We start from the raw sequence: 19,746 nt of genomic DNA, 5'->3' as shown, positions 1-19,746 counted from the left end.
CGCCACCCCCGGCCAAACACATCCACCCACCCGGGCAGTTGCTTGGCCGGGCCGCCGGTTCTCGGGGCGGTCGGCCTGCGTTCAGGACCTCCACCCACTGGGGCAGTTGGCTCGCCGGGCCGGCGGGTTTCGGGGTGGTCGGCCGGTCAAGCACCTCCACCCACCCGGGATTTGCTCGCTGGGCCGGCGGTTTTCGGGGCGGTCGGTTGTTGTTGCTGCGCCGGTAGGGTTTCGGGGGCTGGTGGTTTTGCGGACGGGCCCTGGGGGGTGGCTCAGACCTCGACGCCGGTCCACTCCAGGCAGTGCCAGCCCTCGTCGCGGGCTTCCAGGAGGACGTGGCCGGTGTTGGCCAGCAGGTGGGTGCCCGCCAGTTCCGGGGTGACGTTGTCGGCGAGCCATTCGGCGGCCAGGCGGATGACGCCGCCGTGGCTGACCGCGACGACCAGGCCGTCCTCGTGGCGGTGGCGGGCGGCGATGTCGTCGACGGCGGCCAGGTAGCGCGTTCGGATGAAGGCGCCGGTTTCGCCGCCGGGCATCAGGGTGTCCAGGTCGCCGGCCACCCAGCTCAGGTAGACCTGCCCGAAGGCGAGGATCGCCTCCTGGTCGCCCCGGCCCTCCAGGTCGCCGCACTGGAGTTCGTGCAGGCCCTCGACGACCCGGACGGTGTGGCCGTGCGACTTGGCGACCGGTTCCGCGGTCTCCTGCGCGCGGGTGGCCGTGCTGGCGTAGACGGCGAGCACCGGTTCGTCGGTGAGGCGTTCGGCCAGTGCGGCGGCCTGCTGCCTGCCCAGCTCGGTGAGGCTGGGGCCGGGTGGGCGCGAGTCGAGCAGGTGCAGCACGTTCGACGGCGTCTCGCCGTGCCGGACGAGCATCAGGCGCAGGCTCACGCGTGCTCCCCCTTCCGCAGACCGGCCAGCCAGCCGGTGGATTCCGCGTAGTCGGCGTCGGTGTTGGCGGCGGGGACCGCCGCGGCGGTGGACCGGTCGGCCTTCGGGTAGGAGCCGAGGAACCGCACCAACTGGCTGCGCCGGTGCAGCGCGGCCAGCGCGTCGCCCACCCGCTGCTCGGCGACGTGCCCGTCGAAGTCCAGGTAGAAGCGGTACTCGCCGAACCGGTTGCGCAGCGGCCGGGACTCGATGCGCGACAGGTTGACCCCGCGCAGCGACAGCTCGGACAGCATCGCGGCCAGCTCCCCCGGCCGGTGCGAGACCACCGCGAACACCGACGTGCGGTCGGCGCCGGTCGGCTCGGGCAGCGTCCCGGGGCGGGCCAGCAGCAGGAACCGGGTGACCGCGTCGGGTTCGTCGGCGACGTCCTCGGCCAGCGCGGCCAGCGGGTAGTGGTCGGCGGCCACCGGGGCGGTCACGGCGGCGTCGAAGCGGCCCTCGCCGACCCCGACCGCGGCGGCGGCGGTGGAGGTGGCGGCCACCTGGGTGGCGCCGGGCAGGGTGGCCGCCAGCCAGGCGCGGACCTGGGCCAGCGCGTGCGGGTGGCTGGCCACGGTGCGCACGTCGGCGGCGGTGGTGCCGGGGCGGGTCAGCACGGAGAAGCGGATGGGCAGCACGTGCTCGGCGACCGCGACCACCGGTTCGCCGACGGCCAACGCGTCCATCGTGGCCGACACCGCGCCCTCGACCGAGTTCTCCACCGGCACGCAGGCCAGGTCGGCCCCGCCCGCGCGCAGCGCGTCCACCGCGTCGGGGATCGTGGTGTGGGGGACCAGCTCGGCACGCGCGTCGAAGGTGCGGGCCGCCTGCTCGGTGAACGTCCCCCGGGGCCCGAAGTAGGCGATGATCGGCACGCGGTTCACCCTACGCAGGGTGCCCCCGACCACCGGTGGCCACCACCGGTTGTGGTGCTGGTTACCGAACGGCGGTTACACGGCGGCGGTCGGGAGTGCCATGCTGGGACCCGTGACCGCGGATTCGGAGACCGGGACGGCGTCCCCGCACGGCCACCTCGCCAGCGGACCGCAGCTCGTGCTCTGCGCGGTGCACGCGGACCTCGCCGAGGCGTGGGACTCCGCCGCCGCGGGCAGGCCGGAGATCCGGGTGCACCGCGGTTCCCTGCTGGAGGTCGACGCGGACGCGGTCGTCTCCCCCGCCAACTCCTTCGGGTGGATGCGCGGCGGCATCGACGCGGTCTACACCGCCGCCTTCCCCACGGTCGAGCAGTCGGTGCGCAGCGCGGTGCTGGCCTACCACGGTGGCGAGCTGCCGGTCGGCGAGGCGCTGATCGTGCCCACCGACGCGGTGCGCCCGGCGTGGCTGATCACCGCCCCCACCATGCGCGAACCCGGGGTGCTGCTCCCGCCGGACACCGTGCACCCCTACCTGGCGGCCCGCGCGGTCTTCCGGCTCTGGCGCGACGGCGCGCTCGACGACGGCACCCCGGTCCGCGAGGTCGTCCGCACCATCGCGGTGCCGGGCCTGGGCACCGGGGTCGGCCGGGTGCCGCCCGCCGTGTGCGCCCGCCAGCTCGCCGCGGCGTGGGACGAGGTCTTCGCGGGCGTCTGAGCCCGATCCCCGCAGGTGCGCACGGGTACCCGGGTGATCGCACTCACCGGGATGAGTGAAATCGGCGCCACGTCATGTGCGCCACACCAAACCGTCGCCCGATCGGTGTAATCGGTCACAGCGCAAACACCCGGTGAACACCTACGTTGGCGGCGTACGCACCACCCAACTCGGCGAGGAGTCGGTCATGACCCGGGTGCGCGAGCTGAGCCCGTACGTGGAGCTCCGCCGGGAGCAGTGGCGGCAACTGCGCCGGTCGACGCCCCTCCCGCTGACCCTCGACGAACTGGTCGCCCTGCGCGGCCTGCGCGACCCGGTCGACCTGGAAGAGGTCGTCGACGTCTACCTGCCGCTGTCGCGGCTGATCTCGTTGCAGGTGGCGGCCCGGCAGCGGCTGTACCAGTCGACCAGGGAGTTCCTCGGCGAGGACCCCAAGGTGGGCGACAAGGTGCCGTTCGTCATCGGCATCGCGGGCAGCGTCGCGGTCGGCAAGTCGACAACGGCCCGGCTGCTGCGCACCCTGCTGGCCCGCTGGCCCGACCACCCGCACGTCGACCTGATCACCACCGACGGCTTCCTGTTCCCCAAGGCCGAGCTGCTGCGCCGGGACCTGATGAGCCGCAAGGGCTTCCCGGAGAGCTACGACCGCCGCGCCCTGCTGCGGTTCGTCTCCGAGGTGAAGGCGGGGGCGGCGGAGGTGCGCGCCCCGGTCTACTCGCACCTGGCCTACGACATCGTCCCCGGCGAGGAGCAGGTGGTGCGCCGCCCGGACATCCTCATCGTCGAGGGCCTCAACGTCCTGCAACCGGGCGCCCGGCTCGCCGTGTCCGACCTGTTCGACTTCTCCGTCTACGTCGACGCCCACACCGACGACATCGAGCGCTGGTACATCGACCGGTTCCTGGCCCTGCGCAGCACCGCGTTCGCCGACCCCGCCTCGCACTTCCACCACTACGCCTCCCTGACCGACGAGCAGGCTTCGGCGGAGGCGGCGAAGCTGTGGAAGCAGACCAACGAACCCAACCTGGTCAACAACATCCTCCCCACCCGCCCCCGCGCCACCCTGGTCCTGCGCAAGGGATCGGACCACCGCACCACCAGGGTCCGACTCCGTAAGCTCTGAACCGTGATCCGGGTGCTGCTGGTCGACGACCACGAGGTGGTCCGCCGCGGCCTGCGCGACCTCCTCGACGGCGAACCCGACATCGAGGTCGTCGCCCAGGCGGGCGGGGTGGCCGAGGCCCTGGTGCGCGCCACGGCGTCGACCCCGGACGTGGCGGTGGTGGACGTGCGCCTGCCGGACGGGGACGGGGTGGGGCTGTGCAGGCGGCTCGGCGAACTCGACCCGGCACCGCACTGCCTGGTGCTCACCGCGTTCGACGACGAGCAGGCGCTGGTCGAGGCGATCATGGCGGGGGCCGCGGGGTACCTGTTGAAGCAGGTGCGGGGGCAGGACCTGGTGACGGCGGTGCGCGAGGTGGCCGCCGGGCGGTCGCTGCTGGACCCGGTGACGACGGCCCGGGTGCTGGAGCGGATGCGGCGCAGCGCCGAGGCCGACGAGCTGGCGGGGCTCACCGAGCGGGAGCGGGCGGTGCTGGAGCTGATCGGCGAGGGGATGTCGAACCGGGAGATCGCCGAGCGGCTGTTCCTGGCGGAGAAGACGGTGAAGAACTACGTGACGTCGGTCCTGGCGAAGCTGGGGATGGAGCGGCGGACGCAGGCGGTGGCGTGGATCGCCCGGCGGGAGAAGCGCTGAGGCGGACCTAGTCCACTACTTCACTAGTGAAAGGTGTTACCTTGACGTCGGTCGACGACGGAGAGGGGGACGGCCGTGAACTCGCGAGAAGCGCTTCCGGTCAGTGCCGGAGGACTGGGCAGGGAGTACCGCAGGGGGTGGGCGCTGCGGGAGGTGTCCCTGGAGGTCCCCGAGAACCGGATCGTGGCCCTGGTCGGCCCGAACGGCGCGGGCAAGAGCACGCTGATGGGGCTGATCACCGGTCTGCTGCGCCCGACGACCGGGTCGATCACCGTCTTCGGCGACCGCCCCACGGGCCGGGGGCTGCACCCCGCGGTGTCCTACCTGGCCCAGCAGAAGCCGCTGTACCAGGAGTTCACCGTGGCCGAGACGCTGGCGTTCGGAGCGCGGACCAACCCGACCTGGGACCAGCACCACGCCGAGCACCTGGTCGAGCAGGCGGCGGTGCCGATGGGTGCGGCGGTGGGCACCCTGTCCGGCGGGCAGCGCACCCGCGTCGCCCTGGCCCTAGCGCCCGAGGCTGCTGCTGCTCGACGAGCCGCTGGCCGACCTGGACCCGCTGGCCCGCGAGACCGTGCTGCGCGCGCTGATCACCGAGGCGCGGACCCACGGCATCACCGTGGTGCTGTCCTCGCACGTGCTGGCCGAACTCGAAGGCGTGTGCGACCACCTCGTGCTGCTGCACGGGGGCCGCGTCCTGCTGGCGGGCGACGTCGACCGGCTCGGCGCCGACGGCACCCCGCTCGGCGAACTGGTACTGGACCACATGCGCAGGGCGGCCCGGGGGGAAGCGGCATGATCTGGGTCTCCTGGCGGCGACAACGCCCGCAACTGATCACCCTGCTCGCCGTGCTGGTCGTCGGCGCGGGTGCCGTCGTCCTGCTGCGGTCGAACATGGTCGACACCATCAACTCGTTGCAGCTCAACGGATGCGTGACGCGGGTGGGCCCGGAGTGCCTGGAGGGCAGTCGGGCGGGCGACTTCCGGGGTGCGTGGACCACCGAGCTCAACCTGGGGCAAGCCGCGATCCTCGCCCTGCCCGCCCTGATCGGCGTGTTCATCGGCGCACCCCTGTTCGCCAGGGAACTGGAACAGGGCACGCACGTCCTGGCCTTCACCCAGTCGGTGAGCCGCACCCGGTGGATGTCCAGCAAGCTGGTCGTCGCGCTGGCACCGGCGTTGGTCGTGCTGATCGCGCTGCAATCCCTGGTCTCGTGGTGGCTGTCCGCGGCCGGGCTGCTGGGTCCGCGGAGCAGCGGGTCGTTCCACTTCCTCAACTTCGGGATCGAGCACGCCTCGCCGGTCGCCCACGCGCTGTTCGCCTTCGCGCTCGGCACCTTCGTCGGCGTGGTGTCCCGCCGCACCCTGGTGGCGATGACCGTGACGCTCAGCGCGTTCACCGTCGTGCGCTTCGCCCTGTCCGACGTGGTGGGCCGCCTGGTTCCCACCCAGCGGCTGGAAGTCGCGGCGGGCGAGAGCCTGGCCGAGAGCCGGGGCGGCAACCTGGCGGTCGAGAGCGGCTGGCTCGACGCGGCCGGGCAGCGGGTCTCCACCGACAGGGCTGATGCCCTGGCCCAAGCCTGCAAGACGACGGCGGCCGGGGTGCGCAGGACCCAGGAGGAGTGGCTGGCGTGCCTGCCGCGGTCCGGTCTCGCCAAGCAGTACGCGACCTTCGTCCCGGAGGGCCACGCCTGGCAGGTGCACCTGGTCGACGCCTCGATCTTCGGCGGGCTCGCGGTCCTGCTGCTGGCGGGCACCGCCTGGGTGCTGCGACGGCAGAGCTGAGCGCGGTGGGGACCCGGGAGCACCTATGCTGACCGGTGTGATCGAGTTCCGGATCGACCGGCGCTCCGGGGTCTCCACCTACGTGCAGATCGTCCAGCAGGTCAGGCAGGCCATGCGACTGGGGCTGCTGAACCCCGGCGACCGGCTGCCCTCGGCGCGGGAGGTGGTGGAGGCGACCACCGTCAACCCCAACACCGTGCTCAAGGCGTACCGCGAGCTGGAACGGGAAGGGCTGGTGGAGGCCCGCCGCGGCCTGGGCACCTTCGTCACCACGTCGCTGTCCTCCGAGGCCACCACCGGCGACGACGCGCCGCTGCGGCGGGAACTGGCGGGCTGGATGGGCCGCGCCCGGGAGGGCGGCCTCGTCGTCGAGGACGTCGACGCCCTGTACTCCGCGGTCCGCGACGAGCACTACCCCGCTGAGGAACGACCATGAACCCCCTGTCCGCCACCGCCGTGGGCAAGCGCTACCGCACCCGCTGGGCGCTGCGCGAGTGCAGCTTCGCCGTCCCCGAGGGCAAGGTCGTCGCCCTGGTCGGCCCGAACGGCGCGGGCAAGAGCACCCTGCTGCGCATGGCCGCGGGCCTCGTCCGCCCGACGACCGGCGAGCTGAGGACCTTCGACACCCCCACCGACGGCCGCACCCACCCGGACGTCTCGTTCCTGGCGCAGGACCGACCGCTCTACCGCGACCTCACGGTGCGCGAGCTGACCCGCGCCTGCGCGGCCATGAATGACCGCTGGTCCGCCGACCGGGTCCGCGAGGTGCTCGGGCTGCTGGCGGGTGTGGACCGCGACGCGAAGGTCGACACCCTGTCCGCGGGCGCCCGGACCCAGGTGGCCATCGCGATGGCGCTGGGGCGCCTCCCCCGGCTGCTGCTCCTGGACGAACCGCTGTCCGACCTGGACCCGCTGGCCCGCGACGAGACGCTGCGGATCATCATGACCGAGGTCGCCGACCGCGGGACCACGGTGGTGGTGTCCTCGCACCTGCTCAGCGACCTGCGCGAGGTGTGCGACCACCTCCTGCTGGTCGACGGGGGCCGGGTCCAGGTCGACGGCGACATCGAGGAAGTCCTCGCCGAGCACCGCGTCCTGGTCGGCCCGGTGGCCGACGAGTCCGCCGTGGGGGGAACGCTGATCAGCGCGACCCGCACCGGGCGCCAGTCCACCCTGCTGCTGCGGGGGGCCGGGCGGGCACCCGAGGGGTGGGCGGGCACCGAACCCGACCTGGAGTCGCTGGTCATGGGATACCTGCGCGCCTCACGCGAACGGCGCCTCCGCTGAGGACCAGCGCGGGTGGTGGAGCGGCGCGGTCGCACGGTGATCGGTGGCGGGAAGGGTTGACCTTGCCCCTGCGTCAGGGTCGGAGCATTGCCGGGTGACGAACAGCAGCACTCCCCCGGCCCGGCTCACCCCGCCGGTCGGGGGTTTCCAGGAGATCAGCGGTCGACGGGTCTTCGCGCACCGGTCGGGCGGCGGCGGACCGGCCGTCGTGTTCCTGGCGGGCGCGGGGGCGGTCGGCCTGGACTACTTCGGGGTCCAGCAGGAGGTTTCCCGGTTCACCACCGCGGTGGTGTACGACCGGGGCGGCACCGGCTACAGCGATCCCCTCCCACTGCCACGGACCGCGGGCGCGGTCGCGGTGGAACTGCGCGAACTGTTGCGCGCCATGGACATCGCCGCCCCGTACGTGCTCGTGCCGCACTCCCTCGGCGGCCTGCACGCGCACCGGTTCACGCAGTTGTACCCCCGGGACGTGGCCGGGCTGGTCTGGCTGGACGGCCTGCACCGCGACTGGGACGAGTTCATGCCGCCCGCGGTGCGGCTCGCCGAGACCGAACGGGGAGCGCCCGGCCCGGAGCAACTGGAACGGATGCGCCCGGCCCTGCGCGAGATGCGTGCCGAACTGCTGGCGGACTACCCGGACCACGTGCGGCAACCGCTGATCGACGCCCACGACAGCGACGGGTGGATTCGGGTCGGCAGCGCCGAGCGCGGCGCGCTGGTCGAACTCGCCGCCGAACTGCGGGCCGGTCCAGACCTCCCCGACGTACCGGTGATCGCGCTCAGCGTCCTGGCCCAGGACGAGACGCGGGACGGCCGCAGGAGGATGGACGCGGCCCTGGTGGGCGCGGTCACGCACGGGGAGCAGCGCACCCTGTCCGACACCCTCCACCACCGGCTCTGCTTCGACCGCCCCGACGCCGTGGTCCAGGCGATCCGCGACGTCGTCGACCGGGTGGCCCGCCCCAGGACCCGGCACGACCACGTTCCCCGGACCGAAGGCGGACGGTGCTGACGATCGGTCAACTCGCGGCGACCGCGGGCGTGACCGTGCGCACCGTCCGCCACTACCACCACGTCGGCCTGCTGCCCGAACCCGAGCGCGACGCCTCCGGCTACCGCCGCTACAGCGCGCAGGCGGCGGTGGACCTCATCCGCATCAGGACCCTCGCCGACGCAGGCGTTCCCCTCGCCCGCGTCGACGCGTTGCTGCACGCCCAGCCCACCGAGTTCGCGTCGGCCATCGCCGACATCGACGCCGAGTTGCGGCGCAGGGTCGACCGGATCACCGAGTCCCGCCGCCGGATCGCCGACTTGACCAGCGGCGAACGGCTCGTCCTGCCCCCCGAGGTGGTCGCCACCCTGGACCGGATGCGCGACCTCGGGATCAGCGAACAGCGGGTGCGCCTCGAACGCGACTCGTGGATCTTGATGCGGGCCCTGGACCCGGGCGCCGTACCCCAGCGCCTACGGGACAAGAACGCGGACTTCGACGACCCCGAGACGATGCGCCTGTACCGCGCCTGCGACGAATCGGTCGACTGGGACCCGAGCGACCCGCGCCTGGACCGGCTCATCGACGACCTGGACGCGTGGGAGGTCGCCCACGAACGGGACAGCAGACCGGGCAGCCTGCGGCTGATCTCCTCCCGGATCGCCGAGGCGTCACCGGCCTGGCGACGCATCCTCGAAGCCCTCGCCCACCGCGCCGAGCGGCGCCGAACCGCCGATCACGACCTCAGCGCGGGTCCCGCCGCCGGAACCGACGGTTCATCCACGAGTCGAACGGCCGGCTGAGACCGGCCCAGCCTGGGTGGACCGGGGAATGAGCAGCAGTGCGCCGGGATGGCCGGGGCCACTCACCGGGTTCGCGGCCCGGTCCGGCTGCCGCACCACCTCGGGCACACCTCCCCCATCGCGCCCAGGCCGCCGTGACCGCGCCGCGGGGGTTGGACGTTGCGGTGAGCACGAGCGTTGGGCTGGTGTTCAGGCGAGGGGGACTTCCCAGGTGACGGTGGTGCCGCTGCGGGGGCTGGAGCGGACTTCGCAGTGGCCGCCCGCGCTCTCGGCGCGTTCGCGGATGTTCTGCAACCCGCGCTTGGTGATGCCCCGGGGGATGCCGCAGCCGTCGTCGGCGACGGTGAGGCGGAGGGTGGTGGGGGTGCGGCGGAGGTGGACCGCGACGCGCATGGCGCCCGCGTGGCGGACGACGTTGGAGAGGGCTTCGCGGAGGGCGGCCCTGGCGTTGTCGGCGACCGGCACCGGGACGCCGCGGATGTCGCCGGTCAGGTCGAAGGACGGGGTGAAGCCGAGGAGTTCGCGGGCGGTGTCGACCTCGGCCTGGGCTGATTCGGCCAGGTCGGTGGCGGGTTCGTCGGGTTCGGGGTTGCGCAGGGTGCGGACGACCGCGCGGACGTCGGCGATGGCGGTGTCGAGTTGGTCGACGGCTTCGGCGAGGCGGGTGGCGTCGGCCCGGGGGAGTTTGCGGGTGGGGCGGCGGGCGAGGAGGTCCAGTTGCATGCCCGCGGCGTAGAGGCGCTGGATGATCACGTCGTGCAGGTCGCGGGCGATGCGTTCGCGTTCCTCGTAGAGGTCGACGCGGTTGCGGGCGGTGGCGCCCTCGGCGAGGACGAGGACGAGGCCCGCTTGGGCGGCGAACGCGGTCAACATGTCGACTGTGTCGCGTTGGAACGGTTCGGCGCGGCGCTTGCGGTAGACGGTGAGCGCGCCCAGCCTGCTCTCCCTGGTGCCGAAGGGGGCGGCGGCGAAGGGGCCGTAGACGCTCAACTCCCTGGGGACGTAGGGGGCGGTGCGGGGGTCGGTCGTGACGTCGTCGGCCACGATCGGGACGCCGCCGCGGGCGACTCGGGCCGCCGAGGAGCGGGGGGACAGGACGACGCCGACCGGGTCGGGGTCGCGGGCGCCCGCCGCCGCCTCCACGGTCAGCGAGCCGTCCGGGTTGCCCGCCATGACCAGGCCGAGGTCGGCCTCGGCCAGTTCGGCCGCCGCCCGGACGACGCGGTCCAGCACCGCGGCGGGGTCATCGCCCGCGAGCGCCGCGGTGGCGATCTCGGTTGACGCGGTCAGGGTCCGCGCGGCCAGGGTCGGGTCCATGAGCTTCATCAGGTTAGGCGCTCACCGGGTCCACGACGCGCACCCGACCGTGTGAGACAGCCAGCACCACGTCGGCGGCGGCGGCCTCCTCGGGGTGGTGGGTGATGTGCACGACGGTGCCGGGGTGGGCGGCGACGGCGGCGCGGACGTGCTCGGCGTTCTCCGGGTCCAGGTGGGCGGTGGGCTCGTCGAGCAGCAGCAGGTCCGCCCCGGTGAGCAGGGCGCGGGCCAGGGCGACGCGCTGCGCCTCGCCGCCGGAGAGGGTGGTGGCGGTGGTGTCGAGCGGCAGGTGCAGCCGGACCTTCGCCAGCGCGGCCCGCAGTTGCGCGTCGGTGGCCCCCGGGTCGGCGAGGCGGAGGTTTTCGCGCAGGGTCGTCGAGACCAGCATGGGTTCCTGCGGGCACCACGCCACCGCGTCCGGCCTGCTCACCGTTCCCCGCTCCGCGTCGAGGAACCCGAGCAGCAGCGCCACCAGCGTCGACTTGCCCGCCCCGGACGGTCCGACGACGGCCACCCGCTGCCCCGCGCGTATCGCCAAGTCGACATTTTCCAGCGCGGGTTCGGCCGCTCCCGGCCACCGGGCGGTCACGCCGTCCAAGCGGATGCCGGGGCCGGGGGTCACCGACCGGTCGGCGGGTTCGGGTGTGGGCAGCGCGGTCCGGGCGTGGGCCGCGCGGAGCGGGGCGAGGTTCACCGCCGCCGTGGTCAGCGGGACCAGGGCTTCGGCGAGCGCCAGCGGGATCAGCCCCACGATCGGCACCAGCACCGGGTCGATCCCGGACGTCGCCGCCAGCGCGACCCCGACGACGGTTGCCGCCCCCAGGGCGAGCGTGATCACCGCCTGCCCCGCACCCGCCCCGAACGCCTGGCGCCGGGCGGCGGCGACCAGTGCCCGGTCGGCCACCGCGATCGCGGCCCGCCGCTGCTGCGCCTCGCCGAACGCGAGCAGTTCGGCCGCGGCGGTGAACAGCGTCTGCGTGCCCACCGCGATCCGCCGCTTCCCCGCCGCGAGCGCCCGGCTGGCCCGCCGTTCGGCGAGCACGGCCACCGCGGGTCCGGCGAGCGCGGCCACCGCGACGGCCAGCGCCAGGGCCAGCCCGGCGCCGGGCAGCACCGCCGCCTGCACCGCGACCGCCGCCACCGCGACGCAGGCCGCCACGATCGGCGGCACGAGCACCCGCAGGCCCAGGTCGCGCACGGCGTCGACGTCGTCCACCAGCCGCCGCACCCCTTCGCCGCGGCGCAGGCCGAGCGTGCGGGCGGGGCCGAGCCGCACCAGGTCGGTCCACAGCCGCACCCGCAGGCCGGTGGCGATCCGGAACGCCGCGTCGTGGCTGACCAGGCGTTCCAGGTAGCGCAACCCGGCCCTGGCGAGCCCGAAGAAGCGCACGCCGACGACCGCGACCGACAGCACCAGGATCGGCGGTTGCTGCGACGCCCGCGCGATCAGCCACCCCGACAGCGCCGTCAGCGCCACCCCGCACACCAGCGCCGCCGCCCCCAGCAGCGCCCCGCCGACGAGCCTGCGCGTCACCAGCGACCGCAGCGGCAGCCGGTCCGCCGCCGACTCGACGGCGGGCGCGACCGCCGCCCCCGGCTCCGCGGCGGCCTCCCCGTCCGCCACCCGGTGCGTCGCCAGCAGCACCGCCACCCCACGTTCAGCAGCCCGCCGCACCGCCCCCATCACGTACGCCGCCGCAGCCGCGTCCAGGTGCGCCGTGGGTTCGTCGAGCACCAGCAGCCGCACCCCCGGCCGGGCCAGCGCCCGCGCCACCGCCACCCGTTGACGCTCCCCTGTGGACAGTTCGGCGACCGGCCTGCCCAGGGCGTGCGCGATCCCCACCTCGCGCGCCCACTCCGCGGGCACGTCCACCACGTCCGAGGCGAACACCGGCCGCTGCGGCACCCACCCCACCAGCCGCCGCCACGCCTCGACGTCCAGCTCCCCCAGCGGGACCCCGTCCACCTCGACGGAACCGCCCGTGGGCGCGACGAACCCCAGCAGCACCCCGAACAGCGTCGACTTCCCGCTGCCGCTCGGTGAGTCCAGCCGCACGACCTCTCCCGGCCGCACGGTCAACGTCACCCCGTCCGGCGCGAAGCCCTCCCGCCGCCGCACCCGCAGCCCGGTGACCCGCAGCTCGGCGAAGTCCGCCACGGCGACCCCACCCGCGCGCGGCACCTCGGGCACGGCCGCGATCCGGCGGACCGCCTCCAGCCCGTCCTCGCTGGCGTGGTGCGCCGCGCCCGCCGCCCGCAGCGGCAGGTAGCACTCCGGCACCACGACCAGCACGAACAGCCCCACGGCCAGCGAGAGGTCCCCCGCGACCAGCCGCAGGCCGATCACCACGGCGACCAGCGCGACCGACAGCGTGGCCACCAGTTCCAGGGCGAACGCCGAGGAGAACGCCACCCGCAGCACGCCGAGGCTGCGCTTGCGGTGCGCCTCGGACACCTCCCGCACGGTCCGCGCCTGCGCTTCCGCGCGCCGGAACGCCGCGAGCACCGGCAGTGCCCCGACCAGCTCCACCAGGTACCCCGACAGCCGTTCCAGCGCCGCCGCGGCGGGTCCGACGCGGTCCTCGGTGTAGCGGCCGATGACGATGGCGAACAGCGGGATCAGCGGCACGGTCAGCGCGACCACCACCGCCGAGGGCCAGTCCACGAACAGGATCACCGCGCCGACGCCCAGCGGCGCCGCGACGGCGGTGACCAGGGCGGGCAGGTACACCGCGAAGTAGTCGTCGAGCGCGTCGAGCCCGCGCGTGGCGAGCGCGGTCAGCTCACCCGCGCCCCGCTCGGCGATCCACTCCGGACCCGCGGCCAGCGCCCGGTCGAGCACCAGGGCGCGCAGTTCGGCCTTGGCCCCGGCCGCCGCGCGCACGGCCACGACCTGCGTCGCCCAGGACAGCAGGGCCCGCGCGACCACCGCGCCCGCCAGCACGGGCAGCGCCCACGGCGGGAGCCCGGAACCGGTGACGACCCCGGCCACCGCCGCCGCGAGCGCCCACGCCTGCACGAGCACGGCCACCGCCGCCAGCACGGACAGGGCGCCGCACCCCTGAAGCGCCCGCCGTGCCGACGGCGACAGCCCTGGCAGGGCCCCGAGGGGCCCTCGGCGGGCGGCCGGGGGTGGTCCCGACCGCCCACCTCCCCCGGTGTGCCGACTGGCGGGACGGCCGTCACCGGGGGTGCTCATGGCACGTGCACGGGCGGGATGTGCGCCGTGCTCACGCGCTTGCGGAAGACCCAGTACGTCCAGGCCTGGTAGACCAGCACGGCGGGTGTGCCGAACAGGGCGACCCAGCTAATGACCTGGAGGGTGTAGGGGCTCGACGCGGTGTCGGCGACGGTCAGCGACCAGGCCGGGTCCAGGGTGGAGGGCAGGACGTTCGGGTAGAGCGCGCCGAACAGCGCCACCACCGCGGCGGCGATGACGACCCCCAGCGCGGCGAACGCCTGCCCCTCCCGTCCCCGGCCCAGGCGGTCGAACGCGACCACCCCGGCCGCCGCGGCCACCCCGACCGCGAGCCAGCTCCACCCTGCCCCCGCCTCGAGCTGCGCCAGCACGAGCAGTGCACCCAGCGGCGCCAGCGCCAGCGGCCCGAACCGCAGCGCCAGGTTCCGCGCCCGGTGCCGGATGTCCCCGTCGGTCTTGAGCGACAGGAACACCGCCCCGTGCACCAGGGCGAAGCCGACCAGCGCGACCGCGCCGAGCACCGTCTCCGGCCGCACCGAGGCGAACACCGAGCCCACCCGGTTGCCGTCGGCGTCGAGCGGGAGCCCGAACACGGTCGTCGAGATCAGCAGGCCGACCCCCAGCGCCGGGACCAGCGACCCGGTGAAGATCACCCGGTCCCAGGTGCGCCGCCAGCGGTCGGAGTCGACCTTGCCGCGGTACTCGAACGCCACCCCGCGCCCGATCAGGCCGAGCAGGACCAGCAGCACCGGCAGGTAGGTGGCGCTGAGCAGCGAGGCGTACCAGCCGGGGAAGGCGGCGAAGGTGGCGCCGACGGCCACGATCAGCCACACCTCGTTGCCGTCCCACACCGGTCCGATGGTGTTGACCATGACCCGGCGCTCGGTGTTGTCCTCGGCCAGCACCGGCAGCAGCATCCCGACGCCGAAGTCGAAGCCCTCCAGGAACAGGTAGCCCAGCCAGAGCAGGGCGATGACGCAGAACCAGACGACCGCGAGTTCCATGTCCCCTCCTCAGTAGGCGAACGCGAGCTTGTCGCCCGGCTCGGTGTCGTCGGTGTCCTTCGGCGGCATCACGCCCGCCACGCCCGCCCGGGCGTACCGCCTGATCAGGTAGAACTCCACCCCGGCGAGGACCGCGTAGACGGTGGTCAGCGCGATGAGCGAGGTCAGCACCTCGCCGACGGTCACCCCGGAGACGCCGCGCGCGGTGAACAGCCACACACCGTCCACACCGGACGGGTTGGGCGCGACCACGAACGGCTGCCTGCCCATCTCGGTGAAGATCCAGCCGAAGCTGTTGCCCACGAACGGTGTCGCGATGCCCGCCAGGGCCAGCCGGGGCAGCCACTTCGAGCGCGGGACCCGGCCCTTGCGGGTGAACCACAGCACGGCCGCCCCGGTCAGCGCCGACAGCGCACCGAAGCCGATCATGAACCGGAAGGCCCAGTAGGTGACCGGCAGGTTCGGCACGTAGTCGATCGGCTTGCCCGACAGCTCACCGAGCCGGTCGTCGACCGGGTAGTTGGTGCCGTACGCCTGCCGGTACTCGGCCACGAGCTGGTCGATGCCGCGCACCTCGGTGGTGAAGTCGTTGTGCGCCAGGAAGGACAGCAGCGCGGGCACGGTGATGGACTTGACGCTCTCGCAGTCCGGCCGCGACACGTCGCCCACGGCGAAGATCGAGAAGCTGGCTGGCTGCTCGGTGTGGCACAGCGCCTCGGCGGCGGCCATCTTCATCGGCTGCTGCTCGAACATCAGCTTGCCCTGCGCGTCCCCGCTGACCGCCAGCGCCGCGAACGCGACCAGCCCCACCACCCCGCCGAGCTTCACCGACGCCCGCCACACGGGCTGGTCCTCGGACTCGCGGCGGCACAGGTGCCAGGTGCCGATGCCGACCAGGAACGCCCCGGCCACCGCGAAGCAGCCCGCGATCGCGTGCGGCACGGCGGTCAGCGCGGTGTTGTTGCCCAGCACCGCCCAGATCGAGGTCAGCCGGGGCCGCCCGTCGACCAGTTCCACCCCCACCGGGTGCTGCATCCACGAGTTCGCCGCCAGGATGAAGTACGCCGAGGCGACCGTGGCCAGTGAGAACGCCCACGCGCAGGCCAGGTGCACCCGCTTCGGCAACCGGTCCCAGCCGAAGATCCACAGCCCCAGGAACGTGGACTCGACGAAGAACGCGACCAGCCCCTCCATCGCCAGCGGCGCCCCGAACACGTCGCCGACGAACCGGGAGTACTCGCTCCAGGACATCCCGAACTGGAACTCCTGCACGATGCCGGTGACCACGCCCATGGCGAAGTTGACCAGCATCAACTTGCCCCAGAACTTGGTCATCCGCAGGTACTTCACGTCGCCGGTGCGCACCCACGCCGTCTGCACGCCCGCGACCAGCACCGCCAGACCGATGGTCAGCGGCACCATCAGGAAGTGGTAGACGGTGGTGATGCCGAACTGCCACCGCGCCAGGTCGAGTACGTCCACACCACACAGGGTCCGCCGGTCCCGGCCCCGATCCCAGGTCTGCGGGTCCCCCTCGACCGGGACGTAGGTCCCGTGAGCGGGACCACCTGGTGCGGGCGCCCCGATCGGCTATGCTGGCGCCCGGTAGAAGGGGAGTAGCCCCCAACGACCCGATCGACATACTGACCCGGCTCGCCGGGTCCGGTCGGGCGGCCCCGGGAGATCCGAGGCGGGCGAGACCTTCGATCCAGGCACAGCCATGTGCCGGATCGAGGTCGCGCGCGTCCGAGGTCCGGCCTGAAATCAGGTCAGGGGTAAGCGCACCGATGGACGCGGTCGTCGTCAGCACTCTCGTGTCGTTCTGGGTCATCTTCGTCGCCGAACTCGGCGACAAGTCCCAGTTGATGGCACTGACCTTCGCCACCCGGTACCGGGTGTGGCCGGTCCTCGTCGGCATCACCGCCGCCACCGCCGTCGTGCACCTGGCCTCGGTCGCCATCGGTCACGGCCTGGGCTCGGCGCTGCCCACCGGGTGGATCAACCTGGCCGCCGCGCTGGCCTTCCTCGCCTTCGGCCTGTGGACGCTGCGCGGCGACGAACTGACCGAGGACGAGAAGGCCAAGGCGAGCCGGGTCACCAAGTCGGTGGTGATCGCCGTGGGCACCGCGTTCTTCCTGTCCGAACTGGGCGACAAGACCATGCTCGCCACCATCACCCTGGCCACGGACTACGGCTGGTTCGGCGTGTGGCTGGGCTCCACGGTCGGCATGGTCGCCGCCGACGCGCTGGCGATCGTGATCGGCCGGGCCCTGGGCCGCAACCTCCCGGAGAAGGCCATCCGCTACGGCGCGTCGGCCCTGTTCTTCCTCTTCGGCGCCTGGCTGCTGGTGGAGGCGATCACCGAACTCACCTGAGCCCGAGGATGCGGCGGGTGGTCTCGTCGGTCTCGGCCACCCCGCGCCGGATGCCCTCAAGCTGCTCGGCCAGGTCGGTGACCGGGTTGGCCTCGGGGAACGCGGGCGGCGAGGTCGCCAGCTCCACCGCGCGGGCCACCAGACCCGCCAGGCCGATAGCCCCGGACTCAAGCTGGGCCAGCAGCCGGTCGCGGGCGGCGGTGAGCCTGCCGTGCACCTCCCGCTGGTCGCGCACCGAGGCCAGGGACTTGTCCAGCTCGGCGCGCACGTCGTCGGCGCGGGCGTTGGTCTTGGCCGCCCGCAGCCTGCGGTCGTCGGCGGCGAGGGTGCCCAGGTCGACGCGGGCCAGCGCCCGGTGCGTGGCGGTCACCCGGCCCGCGAGGCGGTGCAGGGTGTCGACAGTGCCGTTGACGGTCGCGGTCATGCCCGCGACCTGCTCGGCCAACGGCCCCGGCGGCAGCGACCCGGCGACGTCGGCGAACTCCCGCTCGGCGTCGACGGCGCGGCGCAACCAGCCCGCCTCGTCGCTGAACTGCGCCACCTCCACCACCGGCCGCTGCCGCTCCTCGGGTTCCCGCTCGCGCTTGGAGCGCCCGAACAGCACGACCTTGAGCAGCAGCACCCCCGCGCCGATCCCGGCGGCTGTGGGCGCGGGCAGGTGGGCGGCCCAGGCGGCGCCGCCCGCGACGGTGGCCGCGAGCAGGCCCCAGGGCTCGACCAGGTGCTTCGCGTACCCCATGTCGGCCCCCCGGGAAGTCGCGGGTCCGGGACCCGCGGTGCGGAACCCGACCGATGGTGCCAGCTCGGAGCACCACCGGGGGCGAGATCAGCGGACGACACGTGCTCCCGGCCGCGGTGGCGGGCAGGACCGGTCCCCGGTGATCGCGCGGTGCCGCGACCACCGCCGATCGGGTTACCGTGGTCGGTGGCCTCCGCTCTGTTGCACCGCGCTCTCACCGACCCCGGCATCCCACCGCTGCGAACGCTGCCCGAACGCGCCGCCGCGCTCCTGGAGGAGCTGGACGCCCCGCCCCGGCTCGCCGCCCACCTGCGCGCGGTCCACGACGTGGCCCACCAGCTCACCGGCTGGGTCCAGCGGAACCACCCCGGCCTGCCGTTCGACCGCGAGGCGACCCTCTTCGGCGCGGCCGTGCACGACATCGGCAAGACCCTGCACCCCGCCGAGCTGTCCGGCCCCGGCTCCGCGCACGAGGAAGCGGGCTACCGGCTCCTCCTGACCCACGGCGTCCCGGCGGACCTGGCCCGCTTCGCCCGCACCCACGCGACGTGGGCACCGGCCGACACCGGCACCGAGGACCTGCTGGTCAGCCTGGCCGACAAGGTCTGGAAGGCCAAGCGCCTCCCCGACCTGGAGCAACTGGTCGTCGACCGGCTGGCCGCCGCGAGCGGCCAGCAGCCGTGGGAGGCCTTCCTGGCCCTCGACGACCACCTCGAAGCCCTCGCCGCGGACGCCGACCACCGCCTGGCGTTCCAGGCGGCCCACCCCATCGCCGCCTGACGAGCGCCCCCTAGTCCCAGTCCGGGCCCCGGCGGGCCCACGACCAGGCGTAGCGGGGGTCCTCGTGGGTGGTCTCCGGGTCGGCCAGGTCGAGGGGGCGGAAGGTGTCGACCATGACCGCGGTCTCGTCGAAGCGCTCGGCGCCCAGGGATGCCTCGGCGGCGCCGGGCTGCGGGCCGTGAGTGAAGCCTGCCGGGTGCAGCGACAGGGAGCCGATGCCGATGCCGGAGCCCTTGCGCGCCTCGTAGTCGCCGCCGACGTAGAACATCAGCTCGTCGGAGTCGACGTTGGCGTGGTTGTAGGGGACCGGGACCGCGTCCGGGTGGTAGTCGACCTTGCGCGGGACGAACGAGCAGACCACGAAGTTCGGTCCCTCGAACGTCTGGTGCACCGGTGGCGGCTGGTGGATGCGGCCGGTGATCGGCTCGAAGTCGCCGATGTGGAACGCCCACGGGTACAGGCAGCCGTCCCAGCCGACCACGTCGAACGGGTGTTGGGCGTAGGTGTAGCGGGTCAGGCCGGAGCGGTGGCGCACCAGCACGTCGACGTCGGTGCCCTCGACCAGCAGGGGCTCGGTGGGGCCGCGCTGGTCGCGCTCGCAGTACGGGGAGTGCTCCAGGAACTGGCCCCGGGTGGACAGGTAGCGCTTGGGCGGGCCGATGTGGCCGGTCGCCTCCACGGTGTAGAGCCGCAGGTCGCCCTCGGGCAGCACGCGGTAGGTGGTGGAGGTGGGGATCACCACGTAGTCGCCGTCGGTGACCGCCAGGGCGCCGTAGATGGTCTCGATGGTGGCGGCGCCGCCTTGGACGTAGAGCAGTTCGTCGCCGACCGCGTTGCGGTAGAGCGGGCTCGGGGCGGCGGCCACGACGAAGGAGATCGTCACGTCCGCGTTGCCCAGCAGGGTGCGCCGCCCGGTGACCGCGTCGGTGCCCTCGGCCCACTGCATCTCCTGGGTGCGCAGGTGCCTCGGCTTGAGGGGGCGGTTGGGCGCCAGCGGGGTCCGGAAGTCGTCGACGGCGACCGCGTCGACGATCGCGGTGGGCGGGTACCGGTGGTACAGCAGCGCGGAATCCGACGAGAAGCCCTCGACGCCCATCAGCTCTTCGGCGTAGAGGGAACCGTCCGGTGAACGGAAGGTTGTGTGCCTCTTGCTGGGGATCTGCCCGACTCGGCGGTAGTAAGGCATGGCTC

General features: G+C 73.7%; 19 protein-coding genes and 2 pseudogenes. 13 read left to right on the top strand and 8 right to left on the bottom strand.

Going from position 1 to position 19,746, the window contains the following annotated elements; genetic code table 11:
- Positions 1-272: 272 nt before the first annotated feature.
- Both UO65_RS08950 and pheA read right to left on the bottom strand, forming a co-directional pair.
- Positions 273-887 (bottom strand): histidine phosphatase family protein, encoded by a 615-nt coding sequence (locus UO65_RS08950; RefSeq protein ID WP_324608960.1) that lies wholly within the window; start codon positions 885-887, stop codon positions 273-275.
- Positions 884-1,801 (bottom strand): prephenate dehydratase, encoded by a 918-nt coding sequence (pheA, locus tag UO65_RS08945; RefSeq protein ID WP_035280575.1) that lies wholly within the window; start codon positions 1,799-1,801, stop codon positions 884-886. Before pheA ends, UO65_RS08950 begins: the two co-directional genes overlap by 4 nt.
- Before the next feature lie 112 nt (positions 1,802-1,913).
- Between pheA and UO65_RS08940 the strand changes: the two genes are divergently transcribed.
- The 11 genes and pseudogenes from UO65_RS08940 (at position 1,914) to UO65_RS08900 (ending at position 9,141) form a co-directional block, all read left to right on the top strand.
- A complete protein-coding gene (locus tag UO65_RS08940; RefSeq protein WP_035280573.1) occupies positions 1,914-2,516 on the top strand; it encodes a macro domain-containing protein in 603 nt (200 codons plus the stop codon).
- A 187-nt stretch (positions 2,517-2,703) separates the two neighbouring features.
- Positions 2,704-3,639, top strand: a complete 936-nt coding sequence (gene coaA, locus UO65_RS08935) for a type I pantothenate kinase (RefSeq protein ID WP_035280550.1) — start codon at positions 2,704-2,706, stop codon at positions 3,637-3,639.
- Positions 3,640-3,645: 6 nt separating this feature from the next.
- Positions 3,646-4,272, top strand: coding sequence for a response regulator (locus tag UO65_RS08930; protein WP_035280571.1), 627 nt, complete (start codon positions 3,646-3,648; stop codon positions 4,270-4,272).
- A gap of 75 nt (positions 4,273-4,347) precedes the next feature.
- Positions 4,348-4,725, top strand: a pseudogene (locus UO65_RS37970) (ATP-binding cassette domain-containing protein); the annotation flags it as partial.
- Positions 4,726-4,734: 9 nt separating this feature from the next.
- Positions 4,735-4,838: pseudogene (locus tag UO65_RS38935) on the top strand (ABC transporter ATP-binding protein); the annotation flags it as partial.
- Between the two features lie 8 nt (positions 4,839-4,846).
- Positions 4,847-5,071 (top strand): ATP-binding cassette domain-containing protein, encoded by a 225-nt coding sequence (locus UO65_RS37965; RefSeq protein ID WP_052020933.1) that lies wholly within the window; start codon positions 4,847-4,849, stop codon positions 5,069-5,071.
- On the top strand, positions 5,068-6,057 hold the full coding sequence (locus UO65_RS08920) for an ABC transporter permease (RefSeq protein WP_035280548.1): 990 nt from the start codon (positions 5,068-5,070) through the stop codon (positions 6,055-6,057). The genes UO65_RS37965 and UO65_RS08920 overlap by 4 nt, the downstream gene beginning before the upstream one ends.
- A gap of 37 nt (positions 6,058-6,094) precedes the next feature.
- Complete coding sequence (locus UO65_RS08915) at positions 6,095-6,493, top strand: GntR family transcriptional regulator (protein WP_200873343.1); 399 nt, start codon at positions 6,095-6,097, stop codon at positions 6,491-6,493.
- Entirely contained in the window at positions 6,490-7,344 is an 855-nt protein-coding gene (locus tag UO65_RS08910) for an ATP-binding cassette domain-containing protein (protein ID WP_035280544.1), read from the top strand. The genes UO65_RS08915 and UO65_RS08910 overlap by 4 nt, the downstream gene beginning before the upstream one ends.
- Before the next feature lie 94 nt (positions 7,345-7,438).
- Positions 7,439-8,359 (top strand): alpha/beta fold hydrolase, encoded by a 921-nt coding sequence (locus UO65_RS08905; protein ID WP_052020932.1) that lies wholly within the window; start codon positions 7,439-7,441, stop codon positions 8,357-8,359.
- Entirely contained in the window at positions 8,353-9,141 is a 789-nt protein-coding gene (locus UO65_RS08900) for a MerR family transcriptional regulator (RefSeq protein WP_052020931.1), read from the top strand. Before UO65_RS08905 ends, UO65_RS08900 begins: the two co-directional genes overlap by 7 nt.
- Before the next feature lie 189 nt (positions 9,142-9,330).
- On the opposite strand, the gene UO65_RS08895 is transcribed toward UO65_RS08900, so the two are convergent.
- The 4 genes from UO65_RS08895 to UO65_RS08880 are packed head-to-tail and all read right to left on the bottom strand — an operon-like array spanning position 9,331 to position 16,143.
- Positions 9,331-10,458 carry a GAF domain-containing sensor histidine kinase gene (locus tag UO65_RS08895; RefSeq protein ID WP_035280565.1) on the bottom strand — a complete coding sequence of 376 codons (1,128 nt, stop codon included), beginning with the start codon at positions 10,456-10,458 and terminating at the stop codon, positions 9,331-9,333.
- Positions 10,459-10,471: 13 nt separating this feature from the next.
- Complete coding sequence (gene cydC, locus UO65_RS08890) at positions 10,472-13,657, bottom strand: thiol reductant ABC exporter subunit CydC (protein WP_084175405.1); 3,186 nt, start codon at positions 13,655-13,657, stop codon at positions 10,472-10,474.
- On the bottom strand, positions 13,654-14,661 hold the full coding sequence (gene cydB, locus UO65_RS08885; protein ID WP_035280542.1) for a cytochrome d ubiquinol oxidase subunit II: 1,008 nt from the start codon (positions 14,659-14,661) through the stop codon (positions 13,654-13,656). The genes cydC and cydB overlap by 4 nt, the downstream gene beginning before the upstream one ends.
- 9 nt (positions 14,662-14,670) lie before the next feature.
- Positions 14,671-16,143 (bottom strand): cytochrome ubiquinol oxidase subunit I, encoded by a 1,473-nt coding sequence (locus tag UO65_RS08880; protein WP_035280540.1) that lies wholly within the window; start codon positions 16,141-16,143, stop codon positions 14,671-14,673.
- 305 nt (positions 16,144-16,448) lie between these two features.
- Here UO65_RS08880 and UO65_RS08875 point away from each other — a divergent pair, with 305 nt between their 5' ends.
- Positions 16,449-17,036 carry a TMEM165/GDT1 family protein gene (locus UO65_RS08875; protein WP_035280538.1) on the top strand — a complete coding sequence of 196 codons (588 nt, stop codon included), beginning with the start codon at positions 16,449-16,451 and terminating at the stop codon, positions 17,034-17,036.
- Here UO65_RS08875 and UO65_RS08870 read toward each other — a convergent pair.
- Positions 17,029-17,775, bottom strand: a complete 747-nt coding sequence (locus tag UO65_RS08870) for a hypothetical protein (protein WP_035280536.1) — start codon at positions 17,773-17,775, stop codon at positions 17,029-17,031. The genes UO65_RS08875 and UO65_RS08870 overlap by 8 nt on opposite strands.
- A 186-nt stretch (positions 17,776-17,961) precedes the next feature.
- On the opposite strand from UO65_RS08870, the gene UO65_RS08865 reads away from it, so the two are divergent.
- Positions 17,962-18,555, top strand: a complete 594-nt coding sequence (locus tag UO65_RS08865) for an HD domain-containing protein (RefSeq protein WP_052020930.1) — start codon at positions 17,962-17,964, stop codon at positions 18,553-18,555.
- A gap of 10 nt (positions 18,556-18,565) precedes the next feature.
- Here the strand turns inward: UO65_RS08865 and UO65_RS08860 are convergent, their stop codons facing one another.
- A complete protein-coding gene (locus tag UO65_RS08860; protein ID WP_035280534.1) occupies positions 18,566-19,741 on the bottom strand; it encodes a homogentisate 1,2-dioxygenase in 1,176 nt (391 codons plus the stop codon).
- Positions 19,742-19,746: the final 5 nt, after the last annotated feature.

The sequence above is a fragment of the Actinokineospora spheciospongiae genome (assembly GCF_000564855.1).
In the GTDB taxonomy this organism is placed as follows: domain Bacteria; phylum Actinomycetota; class Actinomycetes; order Mycobacteriales; family Pseudonocardiaceae; genus Actinokineospora; species Actinokineospora spheciospongiae.
The sequence above is the reverse complement of the archived record's forward strand: the minus strand, read 5'-3'. Positions and strand labels throughout refer to the sequence as shown.